Source organism: Streptomyces sp. NPDC051677 (assembly GCF_044453465.1).
Lineage (GTDB): Bacteria > Actinomycetota > Actinomycetes > Streptomycetales > Streptomycetaceae > Streptomyces.
Window position 1 is genome coordinate 40915 of the sequence record NZ_JBITCT010000046.1, and the last position, 19304, is coordinate 60218.

At 72.7% G+C, this 19304-nt stretch carries 12 protein-coding genes; 6 read left to right on the plus strand and 6 right to left on the minus strand.

Features of this window, described 5'->3' with window-relative positions:
* Positions 1-38: 38 nt before the first annotated feature.
* Complete coding sequence (locus tag ACIBAF_RS38640) at positions 39-2279, plus strand: endonuclease (protein ID WP_399469625.1); 2241 nt, start codon at positions 39-41, stop codon at positions 2277-2279.
* Between the two features lie 154 nt (positions 2280-2433).
* Here the strand turns inward: ACIBAF_RS38640 and ACIBAF_RS38645 are convergent, their stop codons facing one another.
* The gene (locus ACIBAF_RS38645; protein ID WP_399469693.1) at positions 2434-4314 is read right to left on the minus strand and encodes an ABC transporter ATP-binding protein; all 1881 of its coding nucleotides are present in this window, start codon (positions 4312-4314) and stop codon (positions 2434-2436) included.
* Between the two features lie 156 nt (positions 4315-4470).
* Here ACIBAF_RS38645 and ACIBAF_RS38650 point away from each other — a divergent pair, with 156 nt between their 5' ends.
* Both ACIBAF_RS38650 and ACIBAF_RS38655 read left to right on the plus strand, forming a co-directional pair.
* Positions 4471-5436 (plus strand): YbhN family protein, encoded by a 966-nt coding sequence (locus ACIBAF_RS38650; RefSeq protein WP_399469627.1) that lies wholly within the window; start codon positions 4471-4473, stop codon positions 5434-5436.
* A 308-nt stretch (positions 5437-5744) separates the two neighbouring features.
* A complete protein-coding gene (locus ACIBAF_RS38655) occupies positions 5745-6842 on the plus strand; it encodes a mechanosensitive ion channel family protein (RefSeq protein WP_399469629.1) in 1098 nt (365 codons plus the stop codon).
* Positions 6843-6856: 14 nt separating this feature from the next.
* On the opposite strand, the gene ACIBAF_RS38660 is transcribed toward ACIBAF_RS38655, so the two are convergent.
* Positions 6857-8413: a M1 family metallopeptidase gene (locus ACIBAF_RS38660; RefSeq protein WP_399469631.1), complete on the minus strand. Its 1557-nt coding sequence runs from the start codon at positions 8411-8413 to the stop codon at positions 6857-6859.
* A 206-nt stretch (positions 8414-8619) separates the two neighbouring features.
* Between ACIBAF_RS38660 and ACIBAF_RS38665 the strand changes: the two genes are divergently transcribed.
* Together ACIBAF_RS38665 and ACIBAF_RS38670 are read left to right on the plus strand one after the other, a co-directional pair.
* Positions 8620-10842: an NADP-dependent isocitrate dehydrogenase gene (locus ACIBAF_RS38665; RefSeq protein WP_399469633.1), complete on the plus strand. Its 2223-nt coding sequence runs from the start codon at positions 8620-8622 to the stop codon at positions 10840-10842.
* A 168-nt stretch (positions 10843-11010) separates the two neighbouring features.
* The gene (locus tag ACIBAF_RS38670; protein WP_399469635.1) at positions 11011-11811 is read left to right on the plus strand and encodes an N-formylglutamate amidohydrolase; all 801 of its coding nucleotides are present in this window, start codon (positions 11011-11013) and stop codon (positions 11809-11811) included.
* A 17-nt stretch (positions 11812-11828) separates the two neighbouring features.
* On the opposite strand, the gene ACIBAF_RS38675 is transcribed toward ACIBAF_RS38670, so the two are convergent.
* The 3 genes from ACIBAF_RS38675 to ACIBAF_RS38685 all read right to left on the minus strand — a co-directional run bounded on the left by ACIBAF_RS38675 (position 11829) and on the right by ACIBAF_RS38685 (position 14390).
* Positions 11829-12317, minus strand: a complete 489-nt coding sequence (locus ACIBAF_RS38675; protein ID WP_399469637.1) for a hypothetical protein — start codon at positions 12315-12317, stop codon at positions 11829-11831.
* 5 nt (positions 12318-12322) lie between these two features.
* Positions 12323-12898 carry an RNA polymerase sigma factor gene (locus tag ACIBAF_RS38680; RefSeq protein WP_399469639.1) on the minus strand — a complete coding sequence of 192 codons (576 nt, stop codon included), beginning with the start codon at positions 12896-12898 and terminating at the stop codon, positions 12323-12325.
* A gap of 70 nt (positions 12899-12968) precedes the next feature.
* Positions 12969-14390, minus strand: a complete 1422-nt coding sequence (locus tag ACIBAF_RS38685) for a S8/S53 family peptidase (protein WP_399469641.1) — start codon at positions 14388-14390, stop codon at positions 12969-12971.
* A 293-nt stretch (positions 14391-14683) separates the two neighbouring features.
* On the opposite strand from ACIBAF_RS38685, the gene ACIBAF_RS38690 reads away from it, so the two are divergent.
* Positions 14684-17248, plus strand: coding sequence for a CHAT domain-containing protein (locus tag ACIBAF_RS38690; protein ID WP_399469695.1), 2565 nt, complete (start codon positions 14684-14686; stop codon positions 17246-17248).
* A gap of 28 nt (positions 17249-17276) precedes the next feature.
* Here the strand turns inward: ACIBAF_RS38690 and ACIBAF_RS38695 are convergent, their stop codons facing one another.
* Positions 17277-19280 (minus strand): LuxR C-terminal-related transcriptional regulator, encoded by a 2004-nt coding sequence (locus ACIBAF_RS38695; protein WP_399469643.1) that lies wholly within the window; start codon positions 19278-19280, stop codon positions 17277-17279.
* Between the last annotated feature and the right edge of the window lie 24 nt (positions 19281-19304).

Here is a 19304-nt window from a genome sequence, read left to right on the forward strand (position 1 = left end):
GCGGCCGTCCGCACGCGTCCCCCGGAGGAGGCGGACACATGGCAACGGCAGAACTCGTTTCCGACACGGAATCGGACTACCTCCACCAACTCACGGCAGCCGCGGCCCGCTTCGCGGACCGGACCAAGGAGCGGGAGAGAAACCAGGCCGTACTTCAGACGCGCGGCGTGCTCTACGCCGACGCCCCGGCACGGGTCGAGAAGAGGCTGGCCCGTCTCGGCGCCGACTGGTCGTTGGCCCGGGCCATGGAGCGGCCGCCGACCGATCCCGTCCGGACGGCAGGAAGCGCCCTCCCGCTGCCGCCGGGCGCCTTCGGCAGTGAGGTCATCGGGCTGGAACGCCTCATCGGGCGCAACAACCTGGCCCCGGTCGCGTTCCTGGAGGAAGGCGCCCTCGTCTCCCGCCCGGTCGGCCGGGTCACCATCAGCGGGCCGGGCGGCGGACATGGCACCGGCTTCATGGTGTCCCCCTCGCTCCTGCTCACCAACAACCATGTGCTGCGCGGCAGCCAGGAAGCGGCGCGCAGTGTGGTGGCGTTCGGGTTCCAGAACGGGGTCGACGGGCGTCCGCTCGTGCCGGCGGTCTTCCAGCTGGAGCCGCAGCGGTTCTTCGTCACCGACCGAGATCTGGACTTCAGCCTGGTCGCCGTAGCCGAACGCGGCACACAGGGCGAGGCCCTCTCGTCGTTCGGCCGGCTGACGCTCACCGAGGCGCAGGGCAAGATCCTCATCGGGGAGTTCGTCAACATCGTTCAGCACCCCAGGGGCGAGCCCAAGCAACTCGCGCTGCGCGAGAACCAGGTCGTCGACGTGCTCGACAGCTTCCTGCAGTACTCGACCGACACCCTCGCGGGATCGTCGGGCTCGGCCGTCTTCAACGACCAGTGGGAGGTCGTCGCGCTGCACCACTCGGCCGTCCCGGAGACCGACGCACAGGGTCGGCCCCTCAGCGTCGACGGCGCCGTCTGGCGGCCGGAGATGGGCGAGGACCGGCTGTCGTGGAAGGCCAACGAGGGCGTGCGGATCAGCCAGGTGTTGCGCGCCCTGCACGAGACCACCCTGACCGGCGCCGCCGCCCGGCTGCGGGACGAGGTGTTCACCGCCGGGACCGCCGGGACCGCCGCGCCCCCGGTCGAGAGCACCCCGCCGCCGCCCTCGCCCTCGTCGCCCTCGGTCCCGCCCGCGGTCGACGGGGCGGCCGGTCTGCCTGCCGCCGACGGGGCACGGGCGTACGTGACCGACGGCGCCGCGCAGCTCACCGTGCCGGTGCGGATCACCGTCGGGTTCGACACGTCGGAGTACCCGACGGCCACCGTCACCGCGGCGCAGCCCGCCCCCGCCCCCGTCACCGCGCCCACGCCCGCCCCGAAGACCGCCCCGGCGCGCCCGTCCGCCCGTCGGGCGGACGTACCGTCAGCGGTCGAGCGGGAGGTGCACGCGGCCCTGGTCAACCTCGGGCTGGGGCGGGAACGGCCCTACTACGACCGGACCGCAGACTCCGCCGCACGCGATGCGTACTACGCGGGCATCAGCACCGCCGAAGGCGACGCGCTGCGCCGCGCGCTCACCCGGCTGCTGGAGGACACCCACTCGCCCCGCCCCAGGTACAAGCCGATCCGGCTGGTCTATCCGTGGGTCGACCTGCACAAGGACGGCCTGCTGCACAGCATCTACTCGGGGAAGGACTTCACCGCCGAGGAGTTCATCCGGGCCGACGCCGCCGTGATGGAGGCCCGGCTGGCCCGCGTCCAGGAACTCCTCCTGCAGGAAAGCACGGCGGGACCGGCCGAGTTCGAGGCGGAGTTCGACGCCCTGGAGGCGTCGATGCCCTTCAACTGCGAGCACGTGGTGCCGCAGTCGTGGTTCTCCAAGCAGGAGCCCATGCGGGGCGACCTCCACCATCTGTTCGCGTGCGAGATGCAGTGCAACAGCTTCCGCGGCAACTTCCCGTACTTCGACTTCCCCGACTTCGACGAAGTGATCCGCGAGGACTGCGGGATGCGCGAGGACGTGGGGTTCGAGCCGGAGGAGGGGAAGGGCACGGTCGCCCGGGCCACCCTGTACTTCCTGCTGCGCTACCCGGGGCTGGTCGGCGACGCTCCGGGCGAATTCCCCAAGGACCGGCTGCGCACCCTCGTGACCTGGCACGACAACGAGGCGGTCAGTGAGTACGAGCTGCACCGCAACGCCTCCGTCGCGGAGCTCCAGGGCAACCGCAATCCGCTGATAGACCACCCGGAATGGGCCCAGAAGATCGACTTCTCCGGCGTCTGGTCCTGACCCGACGCCACAGTGCCGAGAACGGCATCACGGTCGGAGACAGTGAGAGCGATCGCCCGGACACCCCTCTGCCAGCGAGGCGGGCCCCTCTCCCAGCGACAACTCCGGCTGCGGGCTGGTCGACCTCGAACGTTCCGGCGTCGCGGCGCGGCCGTCACAGCGCGGCGGGCTCCGTGATCGCCGGCTGCTCGAACTGCGTCCGGTACAGCTCCGCGTACCGTCCGCCCGCCGCCAGCAGTTCCTCGTGCGTGCCGCGTTCCACGATCCGGCCGGACTCGACGACGAGGATCAGGTCGGCGGCGCGCACGGTGGACAGGCGGTGGGCGATGACGACCGCGGTGCGGTCCGCGAGCGCCTCGGCGAGGGCTTCCTGGACAGCCGCCTCGGAGGTGTTGTCGAGGTGGGCGGTGGCCTCGTCGAGGATGACGACGCGCTGGCCGGCCAGCAGCAGCCGGGCGATGGTCATGCGCTGGCGTTCGCCGCCCGAGAGGCGGTAGCCGCGTTCGCCGACGACGGTGTCGAGGCCGTCGGGCAGGGAGCGCACGAGGTCGTCGAGGCGGGAGCGGCGCAGGGCGTCCCAGAGCTCGTCCTCGGTGGCCGTCGGACGGGCGAGCAGGAGGTTCGCGCGGACGGTGTCGTGGAAGAGGTGGCCGTCCTGGGTGACCATGCCGAGGGTGGCCCGCAGGGAGCTTGCGCTCAGATCGCGGACGTCGATCCCGCCGATGCGGACGGCGCCTGCGTCCACGTCGTAGAGGCGCGGCAGGAGCTGCGCGATGGTGGACTTGCCGGCGCCGGAGGAGCCGACGAGGGCGACCGTCTGCCCGGGGTCGGCGCGGAAGGAGACGCCGTGCAGGACCTCGGCGCCGTCGCGGGTGTCGAGGGCGGCGACCTCCTCCAGGGAGGCGAGGGAGACCTTGTCGGCGGACGGGTAGCCGAAGCGGACGTCGTCGAACTCCACGGAGACGGGGCCCTCGGGGACCTCGCGGGCGTCCGGTTTCTCCTCGATGAGCGGCTTCAGGTCGAGCACCTCGAAGACCCGCTCGAAGCTGACCAGCGCGCTCATCACCTCGACGCGGGCCCCGGCGAGAGAGGTGAGCGGGGCGTAGAGGCGGGTCAGGAGCAGGGCGAGGGCGACGACGTCGCCCGGTTCGAGGGTGCCCTTGAGGGCGAGGTGGCCGCCGAGACCGTAGACGAGGGCGAGGGCCAGGGCGGAGACGAGGGTCAGGGCGGTGATGAAGACCGACTGGGCGGTGGCCGTGCGGACGCCGATGTCCCGGACCCGGGCGGCCCGGGCCGCGAACTCCGCCGACTCCTGCTCCGGGCGGCCGAACAGCTTGACCAGCGTGGCGCCGGGCGCCGAGAAGCGTTCGGTCATCCGGGTGCCCATCGCCGCGTTGAGCGCGGCCGCCTCCCGCTGCATGCCGGCCATGCGGCTGCCCATGCGGCGCGCCGGGATCACGAACACCGGCAGCAGGGCGAGCGCGAGCAGGGTGACCTGCCAGGACAGGGTGAGCATGACGACGAGGGTGAGGACCAGGGTGACCAGGTTGGAGACCACTCCGGAGAGCGTGTTGCTGAAGGCGCGCTGGGCGCCGATCACGTCGTTGTTGAGTCGGGAGACGAGCGCTCCCGTACGGGTACGTGTGAAGAACGCGACCGGCATCCGCTGCACATGATCGAACACGGCCGTGCGCAGATCGAGGATGAGACCCTCCCCGAGCGTCGACGAGAGCCTCCTGCCCAGGATGCCGAGCGCCGCCTCCAGCACCGCGATGCCCGCGATGAGCAGGGCCAGCCGGACGACCCTGTCCGCGTCGCCGTGCGACACGATCGCGTCGACGACCCAGCCGGCGAGGACGGGGGTGGCCACGGCGAGCAGTGCGGTCATCACCCCCAGCACGACGAACAGTGCGATCCGGCGGCGGTGCGGGCGGGCGAACGCGCCGATGCGGCGCAGGGCCGCACGGTCGAAGGGGCGGCGTTCCTGCTGGGCGTTCATGACGCTGTGCAGCTGCATCCACGCCGTGGTTTCCATGCTCATAGGACCGACCGTAGAACCTCAAGCAACCTTGAGGTCAAGGTTCTCCCTATATGGACAGAGGATCAGACGAAGGACCCGATGACCGTACGTAATGTTCCGTCCCCGCTTCCGCAACCCGCCGTTGGCGCCGTGCGGAAAACCTCTCCGAGTGTGACAGCGGTTCCCGTTCCCCCAGGCAGGCCGGCCCGGCGTGTGCCGGTGCGCCAGGTCCTGTGTCTGCTTCCGCTCCTGCTGGTCACCGTGGTCGCGGTGCGGCACCGGTCCGTCCTCGCCGAGGGTTTCGCCCAGTTGCGCAGAGCCGAGTGGCCGTGGCTGCTGGCCGCGGTCGGGGCGACCTGTCTGACGTGGGTCGCGGCGGCCTTCACCCGGCAGGGCGCGGTCGTGGAGCGGCTGCCCGGGCGGCGGCTGCTGGCCACGCAGTTCGCGGCGGGCGCGGCCAACCACCTGCTGCCGACGGGCCTCGGCGCGGGCGCGGTCAACCTGCGGTTCATGACGGTGTGCGGGGTGCCGCTGGCCCGCTCCTCGGCGGCCCTCGCGCTGTATCTGCTGGCGGAGGGCGTGGCGAGGGTGGGTCTGCTGGCCGTGCTGCTGCTCGTCTTCCCGGACGCGCTGCGGCTCGGTTCCCTGCTGCCCGACGGGGCGCTCGGCCCGCTGCTGGGCGCGCTCGCGGGGGTGGCGCTCGTGGCGGCGGGCCTGCTCGCCCTCGTACGGCGGCTGCGGTCGGCGGTGTGCTCGTTCCTGCGTACCGCGCTCGGCGAGGCGCGCTCGGTGCACTCCCGGCCGTCCCGGGCGCTGGCCCTGTGGGGCGGCTCCCTGGCGTTCCCGGTGCTGCAGGCGGCCGGTCTCGCCGCGGTGGGTCAGGCATTGGGGCTGCCGGTGCCGGTGGCGCACATGGCGGTCGCGTATCTGGCGGCGACGGTGGCGGTCGCGCTGGTGCCGACGCCCGGCGGGATCGGCTCGGTGGAGGCGGCGCTGGTCGTGGCCCTGGTGGCGGCGGGCGGCCCGGTGGCGGTCGCCACGGCCGTGGTCCTCGGCTACCGGATCATCACCGTGTGGCTGCCGCTGGTGCCGGGGGCGTTGACGCTCGGGGCGCTGGTGCGGATGAAGGTGATCTGACCGGCGCAGGAGCTCACGCCCGCGTACGCCGTCGCCGGGGCTCGCGCGTCCGTACGCGGGGACAGTTTTCGGCCGCCTTCACGGAAACTGGACCGGTGGGGCCGCCCTGAGCTGCGCGATCCTTCCGTCACAGCCGTTTCCTCGGGTACGAACTCCTGTGTCGGATACGGCAGGATGAGCGGTTGCGCCTTCTCTGCGGAGGGGCGCGACCGCACTTCCCGGAACCGAGCAGGTGACATCGTGACGAGACTTCACATCCGGCCGTCGGCGGCCCCGTGTGCCGCGGATCGACTTCCCGGAGGTGACCGGTGAACCGCGCACTGACTCTGGACGACGGCGTCATCGCCGGAATCGCCCTGGCCACCGGTCTGTTGGCGGCGTTCCTGTCGCGCACGCTGCTGCGCTGGCTGGCGAAGCACGCCAAGCGCACCAAGTGGAGCGGCGACGACGTCGTCGTGGACGCGCTGCGCACCGTGGTGCCGTGGACGGCGATCGCCGGCGGTGCGGCGGCCGCGGGCGCGGTGCTGCCGCTGACGAAGGCCGTCCAGCACACCGTCAACCAGTGTCTGACGGTGCTGCTGATCTTCGTGGTGACCGTGTCGGCGGCGCGGGTCGTCGCCGGACTGGTGCAGTCGGTGACCTCCTCGCGCTCCGGTGTCGCCGGGTCGGCCACGATCTTCGTGAACATCACCCGCATCCTGGTCCTGGCGATCGGGTTCCTGGTGGTGCTGCAGACGCTGGGCATCTCGATAGCCCCGCTGCTGACCGCGCTGGGCGTCGGCGGTCTCGCCGTCGCGCTCGCCCTCCAGGACACCCTCGCGAACCTCTTCGCGGGCATCCACATCCTCGCCTCCAAGACCGTGCAGCCCGGCGACTACATCAAGCTGAGCAGCGGCGAGGAGGGCTACGTCGAGGACATCAACTGGCGTCAGACGACCGTGCGCGCGCTCTCCAACAACCTCGTCGTCATCCCCAACGGCCAGCTCGCCAAGACGAACATGACCAACTACATGCGTCCCGAGCAGGAGTTGACGATCCTGGTGCAGGTCGGCGTGGCCTACGACAGCGATCTGGAGCACGTGGAGCGAGTGACCACGGAGGTCATCGAGCAGGTCATGACGGGGGTGGAGGGCGCTCTTCCGCACCACGAACCCGCCATCCGCTTCCACACCTTCGGCGACTCGCGGATCGGTTTCACGGTGATCCTGGGCGTCGGCGAGTTCAGCGACCAGTACCGGATCAAGCACGAGTTCATCAAGCGGCTGCACCGCCGCTACCGCGAGGAGGGCATCCGGATCCCGGCGCCAGCCCGGACGGTGGCGTTGCAGCAGGGCACGGTGGTCATCCCGCAGCAGCGCACGCCCGACGACCTCGTGCAGGGCGAGGTGTCCGCCCTGCACGACTGACGGCGGCGGTCGCCTCAGAGGGTCGCGGAGTTCTCGTGCCAGTGCCCGCCCCTGCGACTGTGCGGGGAGGCCAGCTGCGTCTTCGGGGGCGTCACGGTCCAGTCCGGGTGGCCGGGCATGCGCGGCGTCTTCGTGCCGTACAGCCAGTCCCGCAGGAACCCGGACAGGTCCTGCCCGGACACCTTCGAGGCGACGGCGATGTAGTCCTCCGTCGTCGCCGAGGAGTTGCGGTGACGGTCCAGGAAGCAGCGCTCGATCGCGTGGAAGACGTCCTCGCCGACGACCTGACGCAGCGCGTACAGGACCAGGACGCCGCCCGTGTAGCGCTGGTTGTCGAAGAGGTTGACGGCGTTCGGGGCGGCGACCGGGCCCGAGTCCTGCCGCCACTGGTCACCTAGGCCGTACGTGAACTTCATCCGGTCCTCGAACGTGCTGTAGCCGAGCGAGTCGGTCCAGCCGCGCTCGTAGCGGTAGAGCAGCCCGTAGAAGTCGGCGTGGCCCTCGTTGAGCCACAGGTCGGCCCAGGTGGCGGGGCTGACGCTGTTGCCGAACCAGGAGTGGACCAGCTCGTGCATCATGTGCGAGCCGATCTTCTTCTCCTCCTGGAGCAGGAAGTTCGGCTTGTACAGGGTGAGGGTCTGGGTCTCCAGGCCCGTGAAGTCGAAGGCGTTCGGGGCGTCGGAGTTGCAGGGCAGCAGGCCGTACGTCTCGAAGGGGTAGGCGCCGAGCCGCGCCTCGATCCACTCGACCAGGCCCGGGGTGAGGGCGAGCGCGGGCTCCAGCGCCTCGGCCCGCGCGGTCGGGACGACGTCCCGCAGGGGCAGTCCGTGCGGTCCCCGGCGCTCCTTGACGACGTAGTCGCCGACCGTGATCTGCACCAGTTCGGTGGCGATCGGCGAGCGCGAGCGGTACGTGTACGCGGTGCGGTCGCCGGCCAGGCGCTCGGTGCACACGAGCGAGCCGCTCGCGACGGCGCGCAGGGCGGCCGGGACGGTGATCCGGCAGGTGAGGTCCGCCTTGTCCGACGGGTGGTCGTTGCACGGGAAGACCGTGTGCGCCGAGTCCGGCTGCGGGCAGACGGCGAACCCGTCCGGAGTGGGAACCCACGCGGTGTGCGGGAGCGTACGACGCGGGTCCGCCGTGTACGTCACGCACACGGTGACCCGGGCCCGGGCGGGCAGGGGCCGGCCAGGAGTGATCCGCAGTTTCTCGTCCACCTGCTCGAAGGCGGCCGTGCGGCCGTCGACGCGGACGGTGTGTATGTCCAGGCCGAGGGAGTCGAGCGAGAAGCGGCTGAGGGCCTGGGCGGTACGCAGCTCCAGGGTCGCCGTGGCGTCGACGAGGGCGGTCGTGGGGTCGTAGGAGAAGTCGAGGTGGTAGGCGGTGACGCGGTAGCCGTCGTTGCCGAGGGCCGGGAAGACGGGGTCGCCGAGGGTCTCGGGCGCCGGGCCGGCGCCGGTCTTCACGCCCGCGTCCTGCGCGCCCGCGTACGCCGTGTTTCCCCCGGTCAGTGCGGCTGTCGTGCCGATCAGGACGGCCGCCGGGGCCGTCACTCTGCTGCGATATCTCATGGTCCGCTTTCGCTCGCGGCCGGGTGGTCGGTCCGGCCGTCGGATGAGGTCGACCTTCTCCTTGCTGGACCTCGAAAACAGACGTTTCGGTTGCACGGGGAGGACACCCGGACATCCCGGCGTGTGAGGAGACCCCTGTCGAGCCGGACCCCGGCACGAGATATCTTGATGTCGAGCAATGTTGCAGACGTGGAGCGGAGCACCCGGTGACTGACTCGACCATCATCTATACGCACACTGACGAGGCCCCGGCCCTGGCGACGTATTCCTTCCTGCCGGTGGTCCAGGCGTACGCCTCGCAGGCCGGTGTCTCCGTGGAGACGCGGGACATCTCGCTGGCCGGGCGCATCATCGCCGTGTTCCCGGAGTACCTGACCGAGGACCAGCGCATCCCGGACGCCCTGCACGAGCTGGGCGAGCTGGCCAAGACGCCCGAGGCCAACATCATCAAGCTGCCGAACGTCTCGGCGTCGATCCCGCAGCTCAAGGCCGCGGTCGCCGAGCTGCAGGCGCAGGGCTACGCGCTGCCGAACTACCCGGACGACCCGAAGACCGACGAGGAGCGGGACGTCCAGGCCCGCTACGACAAGGTCAAGGGCTCGGCCGTGAACCCGGTCCTGCGCGAGGGCAACTCCGACCGCCGCGCCCCCGCGTCGGTCAAGAACTACGCCAAGACCCACCCGCACCGCATGGGCGCCTGGTCCTCGGAGTCGAAGACCGACGTCGCCACCATGGGCGAGAACGACTTCCGCTCCACCGAGAAGTCCGCGGTGATCTCCGAGGCCGGCTCGCTCAGGATCGAGCTGGTCGCCGAGGACGGCGCCACGACCGTCCTGCGCGAGTCCGTACCCGTCCTGAAGGACGAGGTCGTCGACGCCTCCGTGCTGCACGTGGCCCAGCTGCGTGAGTTCCTCACCGCGCAGATCGCCCGCGCCAAGGCCGAGGACGTCCTGTTCTCGGTGCACCTCAAGGCCACGATGATGAAGGTCTCCGACCCGATCATCTTCGGTCACGTGGTCCGCGCGTTCTTCCCGAAGACGTTCGCGAAGTACGGCGAGGTCCTCGCCGGCGCCGGTCTGTCGCCGAACGACGGCCTCGGCGGCATCTTCAAGGGCCTGGAGAGCCTTCCCCACCTCGGTGAGGAGATCAAGGCCTCCTTCGACGCCGAGCTCGCCGAGGGCCCGGCCCTGGCGATGGTCGACTCCGACAAGGGCATCACCAACCTGCACGTGCCGTCCGACGTCATCGTCGACGCCTCGATGCCGGCCATGATCCGCACCTCCGGCCACATGTGGGGCCCGGACGGCCAGGAGGCCGACACCCTCGCGGTGCTCCCGGACTCCTCGTACGCCGGTGTCTACCAGGTCGCGATCGACGACTGCCGCGCCCACGGCGCCTACGACCCGTCGACCATGGGCTCGGTCCCGAACGTCGGTCTGATGGCGCAGAAGGCCGAGGAGTACGGCTCCCACGACAAGACCTTCGAGATCAAGGCGGCCGGCACGGTCCGTCTGGTCGACCAGGCCGGCAACGTGCTCATCGAGCAGCCGGTCGCCGAGGGCGACATCTTCCGCGCCTGCCAGACCAAGGACGCGCCGATCAAGGACTGGGTGAAGCTCGCTGTCACCCGCGCCCGCGCCACCGGCGACCCGGCCGTGTTCTGGCTGGACGAGACCCGCGCGCACGACGCCAACCTGATCGCCAAGGTCAACGCGTACCTGCCGGAGCACGACACCGAGGGTCTGGACATCCGCATCCTCGCCCCGGTCGAGGCCACCAAGCTGTCGGTGGAGCGCATCCGCCGCGGCGAGAACACCATCTCCGTCACGGGCAACGTCCTGCGTGACTACCTGACCGACCTGTTCCCCATCCTGGAGCTGGGCACCAGCGCCAAGATGCTGTCGGTCGTCCCGCTGATGGCGGGCGGCGGCCTGTTCGAGACGGGCGCCGGCGGCTCCGCGCCGAAGCACGTCCAGCAGCTGGTCAAGGAGAACTACCTGCGCTGGGACTCCCTCGGCGAGTTCTTCGCGCTGGTCCCCTCCCTGGAGCAGTACGCGACGTTCACCGGCAACGCCCGCGCCCAGGTCCTCGCCGACGCCCTCGACCGCGCCACGGCGACCTTCCTCAACGAGGACAAGTCCCCGACCCGTCGCGTCGGCGGCATCGACAACCGCGGCAGCCACTTCTACCTGTCCCTGTACTGGGCGCAGGAGCTGGCGACGCAGACCGCCGACGCGGACCTGGCGAAGGCCTTCGCCCCGCTCGCCGAGACCCTCGCGGCGAACGAGCAGAAGATCGTCGACGAGCTGCTCGCCGTCCAGGGCAAGCCGGCCGACATCGGCGGCTACTACCAGCCCGACCCGGCCAAGGCGGCCCAGGTCATGCGCCCGTCGGCCACCTGGACCGAGGCCCTGGCGTCCCTGAACTGACCAGTCACCCTGCACGACGCCTCCGCCCCGCCCGACGCCAGTCGGCCGGGGCGGAGGTGCGTTCCCGGCTTTCAGCCCGTCCCGCGCTTGAGGACGAGATCCCACCGGCGTGCACTCACGATGTGGCACCTTGATCGCACGCCACCGCCGACGCCCCCGGAGCAGCCCGTGTCCCCCGCCGCCCCCTCCTTCACGCTCCTGCCGGGCGCCGCCGCCTCCCCGGTGATCCTGCACGTACCGCACTCGGCACGGCAGATACCGGCCGACGTACGCGGGGGCATCGTGCTGGACGGCGCGGCACTGGAGCGGGAGCTGAACCACATCACCGACTCGCACACCACAGAACTCGCCGAGGAGGCGGCCCGGCTCGCGGCCGTCACGCCCTGGCTGTTCGTCAACCGCCTGTCACGACTGGTCGTCGACCCCGAGCGGTTCCCGGACGAACGGGAGGAGATGCGGGCCGTCGGCATGGGCGCCGTGTACACGCGGACCACACACGGCGAGGTGCTGCGGCCCGCGGAGACCGACTGCGAGCCGCTGCTCGCCCGCTACTTCCGGCCGTACGCGCAGGCGATGACCGATGCCGTCGCCGAGCGCCTGGCGGCCGTCGGGCGGGCCGTCGTCGTCGATGTGCACTCCTACCCCAGCGAGCCGCTGCCCTACGAGCTGCACGGCGAGGGACCGCGGCCGCCGGTGTGTCTGGGCACCGACGCCTTCCACACCCCGCCCGAACTGCTCGCCGCCGCACAGGAGGCGTTCGGGGCGGCAGTCGGGGAGACGGGGCTCGACAGCCCGTTCTCCGGGGCGTACGTACCCCTGGAGTACTACGGGAAGGATCCTCGGGTGAGCGCGCTGATGGTGGAGATCCGCCGGGACACGTACATGACCGAGCCGGGCGGTCCGGCCGGTCCCGGGCTCACCCGGCTCGCCACGGCGCTGGCGTCCCTCGTGACCGCGGTCACCGGCTGACCGCCGGCCGTCGGGCCTCAGGCGCGCAGCCACTCCGTGACGACCACCTCCCCGCCGGTCCGCAGCCGCAGGGCGAACGGGCCGGTGGGCGGTGCGGCGCAGGCGAAGCGGCCCATGTCGTCGGCGGTGAGGGCGGCGCCCGCCCGGGGGCCGTGCAGGACCTCGATCGAGGCGGACTGGGGCGGCAGCAGCTGCCCCATGAGCCCCTCGCCGGTCACTTCGACGTCGACCGTCAGCCCACCCGTGTGGAAGGTCAGCATCCGCGGCACGTCCTCCGCTCCCCGCACCGGGATGGCGTCGACCAGCGAGTCGAACGTCAGCTCGGCGATCCGCGCGTCCAGGTCGTGCAGCGCGTAGGCCTCGATGGCGGCCCGGCGCAGCTCGGCCGGGACCGGGTCCAGGACGGCGGCGGCCTGGCGGAGTTCCTCCTCCAGCCGGTCGTGGTCGAACTCCTCGTCGACGAAGGGGACTTCGCCGAAGATGTCGTCTCGCTCGTCGTCGTTCATGTCGCTCACCGTGCTCCCCGTGCGTCGAGTCGGGCGCGCAGCCGGCGCAGACATCGCTGGCGCATCGGTCCGATGCTGCCGACGGCGATGCCCAGCGCGGCCGACACCTCCTGGTAGCTGGGCGGCGGTGAGGCGATCAGCACCCCCAGCAGTTGCCTGCAGCGCTCGCCGAGCGCCTCGAACTCCTGCCACAGGAAGCGGACGCGCTCGCTCTGCGCGGCGGCCTCCTCCGAGTCCAGGACCGACTGCTCCGGTGTGCGGTCCTCACTGGCCCGGTCGAGCAGCTGAGGATCGTCGGTCGGCGTCAGCCGCCTCAGCCCCTTGATCACTTTCAGGCACTCGTTGCGCGCGGTGCTGGCGAGCCAGGAACCCGCCTTGTGCGGCTCGCGGATCCGACCGAGGTGCTGGGCGAAGCGGAACCATACGGTCTGGTACACCTCGTGGCCGTCGGCGTCGGAGAGCCGGTGTGCGCGCACGACCGACCAGACCAACGGGCTCAACCCGTCCACCAGCGCTTTCCAGGCCGCCGTGTCACCGTCGACGGCGGACTGGACGAGCGCGCCGACATCAGTACGGTCCACGGTCCCACCCCTCGTGTACGGCCTGTCATCGTACGCCGTGGCGGGGCTCGTCTCGGACCTCATGAGGCCCTCACGCGGGGCCGACCGGGACCGGGCGCCAGGTGGACGGAAGCAGGGCCGGGACGTGCGCTCCGCGCACCTCGGCGAACTCGGTGTTCGCGGCGAGCAGTCGGCGGGCGGCGGCACGGGGATCGGTCTCCTGGTGTGCGGTCATGTAGGCGGCGACGAGCCCTGCCGCCACGGGAGTCGCGAAGGACGTCCCGCTCCAGGCGGCCAGCCCCTCGAACATCACCTGGTCCGGCTTGCCGGGGGCGCCCTGCTGTGCCTCGCTGAGCACGCCGGTGTGGCGCGGGGAGCGGCAGGTGCAGGAGTAGGTGAAGCCGTAGCGGCAGGACTCGTAGGTGGAGTGCTGGTAGACGTAGGGGACGGGGGTGTCGAAGCCGGTGAGGGCGCTGGTGAGGCGCTCGCCGGGGGCGTAGGCCGTGACCCACGGGCCGTGGTTGCTGAAGCAGGCGCCGAACTCGCCGTCGCCGCGCAGCGCGCCCACCGACAGCACCGCGTCGGCGTAGTCGGGCAGGGCGGCGTAGGCGGCGGGCCAGAAGGGCGCGGCGCTGGCGTTGTTGCCGGCGGCGGCGACCAACAGGGTGTCGTGCGCGAGGAGTTCCGCCATGAACGCGGCCACGCCGAGCAAGCCGTCGACACGGCCGTTGGAGGTGCCGGCGGAGAGACTGATGATGTCGGGCCAGCCGTCCTCGACGGCGTCGAAGAGCCTCTCGCCGAACTCCGACTCGAGGATCGCGCCGGCGTCGTTGAGGGTGTTCCGCACGGTGACGCCGGTGTTGGGGGCGACGGCCGCGACGAGTCCGGCGATGAACGTGCCGTGGCCCACGTACTGCTGGAGGATGCCGTTTTCGTCGGTCTCCCTGAGCTGGGCGTCGCCCTCGGTGTGGGCCAGCAGCGGGTAGGAGCGGTAGTCGTGCGTCAGGCCGGTGTCGACGACGAGCACGCCGACCGCGCCGTCCGCCTCGTGCGCCGACCGGGCCGCGGACGGGTTGGGCTGCCCGGTGCGCGGGGCGGGCACCGGCTCGTCGCCGGGACAGGCGTTGACCGCGATGGACACCACGTGGTTGCGGCTGACCAGACGGCGGCCCGTGCGTCCCTCGGCCTCCCGCAGCGCGCGCAGGGCCCCGGCCACGGTGTGGTCGGCGCCGCGGCCCCCCTCCCCGGGGTCGCCGACCCGGATGCGGGTGATCCCGGAGCGGTTGGACTGCGGGCCCGCCCGGCGCACCTGGTCCGGGACCAGGCCCTCGGTCGCGGCGAAGTGCGAGCGGACGGCGTCCTCGACGACCTGGGCCTCCTCGCCGTCGCGGGCGAGGACGACCCCCTTCTCGTAGATGAACTCGGCGGAGTCGTCCGGCCCCATCGCCAACGGGACGTCGGGCAGGGCGCGTTGGATCTGGTCGAACTGCTCGTGGAATCGCTGTGGTGCCATGGCATGTCCTCCCCTACAGCCGGTGGTCGTCAGCAAGACCCGCCAGGCGGTCGTCTGATACAGGTGATGCGACGACGGGTTCGGGTGGTGCGGTTGCGGAGCAGGGTGGTGCGGTTACTGTCGTGCGCCCCCTCGTTGCGCCCCTCACCGCGCCTCCACCCGCGCCGACTCCGTTGACACGACGTCCAATTGTTACTGGTGGATACGCCGCCGAACGGGTGTGGCGTGCAGGCCGGAGCACTACCATCCGTGGAGTGACAGCGGGAAACGACTCGGTTCTCGAACTGCTGCCGATGGTGTTCGCTGCCCCGGGCGAAGCGTTGTCGCGGGCGGAAGGACTGCTCGACACCGATCCGACGCCGTTGCACGCCTCGGTCGCCCACCAGGTGATCGGCATCTGGCAGCGGGACTGGGGCGACATGCGGCTCGCCCTGGACCATCTGCGGCGCGCCCGGGATCTCGCGGCACGCGCGGACTCCGCCGAGCGGGAGGCGGACGTCCTCGGCACGCTCGGCGTGGCCCTGGTGCACGCGGGCCGCACCCGGGAGGGGCTGACGGCGTTCGAGCGGGGGGTGGAACGCGGCACGGGCCACACCCGCGCGCGCGTGCTCTACCGGCGGGCCTACTCCCTGTGGGTGCTCGGCCTTCATCGCGAGGCGCTGGAGGACGTCCGCCGGGCGATACCCGTACTGCGCGGGGCGGACGACGTCATCTGGACGGCGCGCGCCCTCACCCTGCGCGCCACCGTGCACCTGGCTCTCGGGGCGGTGGACCGGGCCGAGGCGGACTTCACGGCGGCCGAGGCGCTGTGGGACACCACCGGCCAGGAGCACGACAAGGCGGACGCGGTGGAGAGCCGGGGCCTGGCCGCGTTCCGCTCGGGGGACGTCCCGGCGGCGCTGAGGCTCCTGGACGACGCGGAGGAGCGCTACGCCAAGCTCGGCACGCCGACGTTCATGCTCAACATCCGGCGCTGCGAGGTCCTGATGGCGGCCGGGCTCGCGCCGGAGGCGCTGGCCGAGGCGGACGCGGCCATAGGGGTCCTGGACGGCATCGGCGGACAGTCCACCCGCAAGGCGGAGCTGCTGCTGGCGGCGGCGAAGGCGGCGCGACTGGCGGGTGATCCCGGGACGGCGATCGCGCGTGCGGCGGTGGCCGAGCGGCTCTTCGCGGGGCAGCGGCGCACCTGGTGGGAGGCGCACGCGCGCCTGGTGCTGATCGAGGCGCGGGTCGCCACCGGGCGGGCCTCGGGCCGGCTGGTCGCGGACGCCGCCAGGCTCGCCGAGCGGCTCGACGCGTTCCAGGCGCCCGCCGCACCGGAGGCCTGGCTGCTGGCGGGCCGGATCGCGCTGGACCTGAACTGGCAGACGGACGCCGAGCGGTATCTGCAGATCGCCGCCCGCAGCCGGCGCAGCGGGCCGCCGCTGGCGCGGATGACGGGCTGGGCGGCCCAGGCCCTGTGGGCGCGGGCGACCGGCTCGGGCCGGGGCGTGCTGGAGGCCTGCCGGCGCGGGCTCGACGTCCTGGACGACCATCGGACGACGCTGGGCGCCTCGGAGCTGCGGGCCCGGGCCACCGCACAGGGCGCCGAACTCGCCGCGCTGGCCCAGGAGGTGAGTCTGGAACGAGGCGGCCCACGGCAGTTGCTGGTGTGGAGCGAACGCTGGCGGGCCACGGCGCTGTCGACGCCGCCCACCCGGCCGCCGGCCGACCCGGCGCTGCTGAGCGGGCTGACCGCGTTCCGGGTGATCGCCGCCCGTGCGGAGGCCGCCCGGATGGAGGGCAGGCCCGTGCCGACGCTGGAGCGTGAACAGCGGCGTCTGGAACGGGAGATCCGCTCCCGGACCCTGCACATCCGCGGGGTCACTCCGTGGGGCGGCGACCGGTTCGACGCGGGCCGGCTGCTGGAGCGACTCGGCGCAGGGCGGCTGGTCGAACTCGCCGTACTGGACGGGCGGGTTCAGGTGCTGCTGTGCGGGGGCGGGCGGGTGCGCCGGTTCGCGGGCGGGCTGCTGGCCGAGGCGGAGCGGGAGGCCGAGCACGTCCAGGCCGGACTGCGGCGACTGGCCCACCCCGGCGCGGAGGGCCGGCTGCCGGTGGTGGAGGCCGCGGGACGGCTGCTGGAGGAGCTGCTGCTGGGCGAGGCGGCGGAGCACCTGGGCCCGGGGCCGCTCGTGGTGGTGCCGCCGGCCCGGCTGCACCGGGTGCCGTGGGCGGTGCTGCCGTCGCTGCGTGAGCGGGTGGTGAGTGTGTCGCCGTCGGCGAGCGGCTGGCTGCGGGCGCGGGAGACCGAGCCGCCGCCGGGCGGCCGGCACGTACTGGTGCGCGGGCCGGGGCTGGCCACCGGCGGCGCGGAGGTGCCGGAGGTGGCCGGGCGGTACGGCGTGCCGGTCGTGCTGGAGCAGGCCGACGCCCAAGTGCCGCGGGTGCTGGAGGAGTTGGACGGGGCGGCGCTGGCGCACATCGCCGCGCACGGCACGTTCCGCGCCGACAGCCCGATGTTCTCGTCGCTGCGCATGGCGGACGGTCCGCTGATCGTCCACGACTTCGAGCGGCTCGCCCGCAGCCCGTACCGGATCATCCTCTCCAGCTGTGACACCGCCCGGCTCGCCTCGGTCGGCGCGGACGAGCTCCTCGGCCTGGTCACGGCGTTGCTGCCGCTGGGCACGGCGGGCGTGGTGGCGAGCAGCGCGCCCGTCAACGACGCGGCCGTGGTCCCGCTGATGCTGGCCCTGCACAAGGGCCTCAGCGCGGGCCTCTCCCTGGCGGAGGCCCTGCGGGACGCGCGGGCCGCGCTGCCGGAGGACGCGCTGCACCAGGCGACGGGCTGGGCGTTCACGGCGTTCGGCGCGGCCTGAGCCCCCGGGCCCGACCGGTCCAGGGGCCTCAGGCCGGCTGCTCCACCAGGCACGGCAGGGCCCCGCGGTCGCCGGCCCCGAGGCGGGTGTAGGCGCTGTAGAGGTGGTTGCCGACGGTACGGACGGACAGGGTGAGCCGTTCGGCGATCTGCCGGTTGCTGAGACCGGCGGCGGCGAGGGTGACGATCTGCCGCTGGCGGGCGGTGAGTTCGCCCAGGACCAGACCCGACAGCGCCGGGGTGCGGGCGCCCTGGCAGCGCCGGACCAGGGCGACGGCACGCGTTCGGGCGGTGCGGGCCGCACTGGGGTCGCGATGGACCCGTACGGCCTGCGCGTGCGCCTCGGCCGCGAAGAGGAGGAAGCCGCGCTCCTCCAGCTCGGCGGCCACCAGGTCCAGGGCGGCACCGTCGCCCCGCGCGAGCGCACGCGCGTGCCGACCGAGAACACCGTCGGCCGGAAGCAGGCACACGGCCCGCTCAGGAACGCCAAGCCGGACGGCATCGTAGGCGGAGTAGGGGTCGTGGGCGGAGCAGGGGGCGTGGGCGGAGCAGGGGGCGTGGGCGGATTGGGTGGCGCGCGGTGCGGGTGGGGCCTGGGTCGGGCAGGTGTCGGGTCCGGTGGACGGGCCAGGGGCAATGCGCTCGGCGCGGGCGGCGGCGGGGTCGACGCCGGCCGCGGCGCCCGTGGACGGGCCCTGGCCCGTGCAGGGGGCGGTGGTCTTCAAAGTCTTCAGGGCCGTGTCGAGGTCTCCGCGGGCGGCGGGCGGCCAGGCGGCGGTGCCGGGGTGTTCGGCGAGAGGGTCGACGAGGGCGCCCGTCTCTCCCGACTGGGCGGCGGCCAGGGCCAGTTCGGTGCGGCAGGCATGGTCGCGCGGGGCCTCGGCCAGGCCCTCCCTCGCCCAGGCCGCCGCCTCGCGCAGTTCTCCCCGCAGCCGCGAGAACCGCGCGCGGACGGCGGCGTACCACGGCGGTACCGGTTCCCCCTCCGCGACGAGCCACTCCCCCACGGGCGTGGGCGTCGCGCGGACGTCGGCCCGCTCGATACGGCGGGTCAGCTCGGCCGCCTCGGCGTCGAGGGCGGGTGCGACGGGCCGCCGCCGGCCGGTGAGCCGCCGCGCGCGCAGTCGGCCGGCCGCGGCGCGCAGGACCGGGCCGTGCAGAGGGTGGGCCAGCCGGACGGTGTCGTCGGCGGCGACGTCGAGGAGGCCGTCCGTCTCCAGGCGTTCGAGGGTCCGCAGGTCCAGGGTGTCCGCCGGCAGCGGCAGGGGTTCGGCGAAGGCGAGGCGGTCGAGGGCCTCGCGTTCGTCGGGGCATGAGCGGGCGAGGACGGCGGCGGTGCGTTCCCGCAGGGCCGGGGTGACCGGGAGCCGGCCGCGCCACGTCCATGCGTCGGTGTCCGCGCCCCGGGTGAGCACGCCCGGCTCGCGCAGCGCGTCCAGCAGATCGCGCAGGAGGCGCAGATCGCCCCGGCACAGCCGCAGCAGACGGTTGACGGTGAGGGGCTCCAGCGGTCCGCCGGCGCCGGCCGTGAGGAGGGGGACGGTCTCCTCGTGGGGCAGGGGCTGAAGGGCCAGACGGGGCAGCAGTTCGCCGGTCCACAGGCGGGAGACGGCGGCAGGCGCGGGGACGCCATCGGTGACGAGGACGAGCAGACGAGTCCGGCCGTGGACGGCCAGCTGGTGGACCAGGGCGGCGGAGGCGTCGTCGAGCAGATGGGCGTCGTCAACCAGCAACAGCCTTACCCCGGAAAGGAGTTGGACGGCACGGTGCAGGGTGACGCCTTCGGGGAGAAGATGGGCGAAGGCCGCGAAGGGCAGGGCACGGGTCTCGGGGGCGCCGGCCACCCGGGCGCAGTCGGCGCCGCGGACGGCCTCCATGGCGAGGCGGGTGCGGCCGCAGCCCGCCGGTCCCGTGATCACGATGCCCGGCCGGGCCCCCGTCAAGGAGCGGCGGACGAGCTCCAGTTCCTCGTCCCGGCCCGTGAACGGCCACGGCAGTCGCAGGGTCTTGGCGTGCGGTTCGAACGTCGTCACATCTACTGGAGTAGGCATACTCAC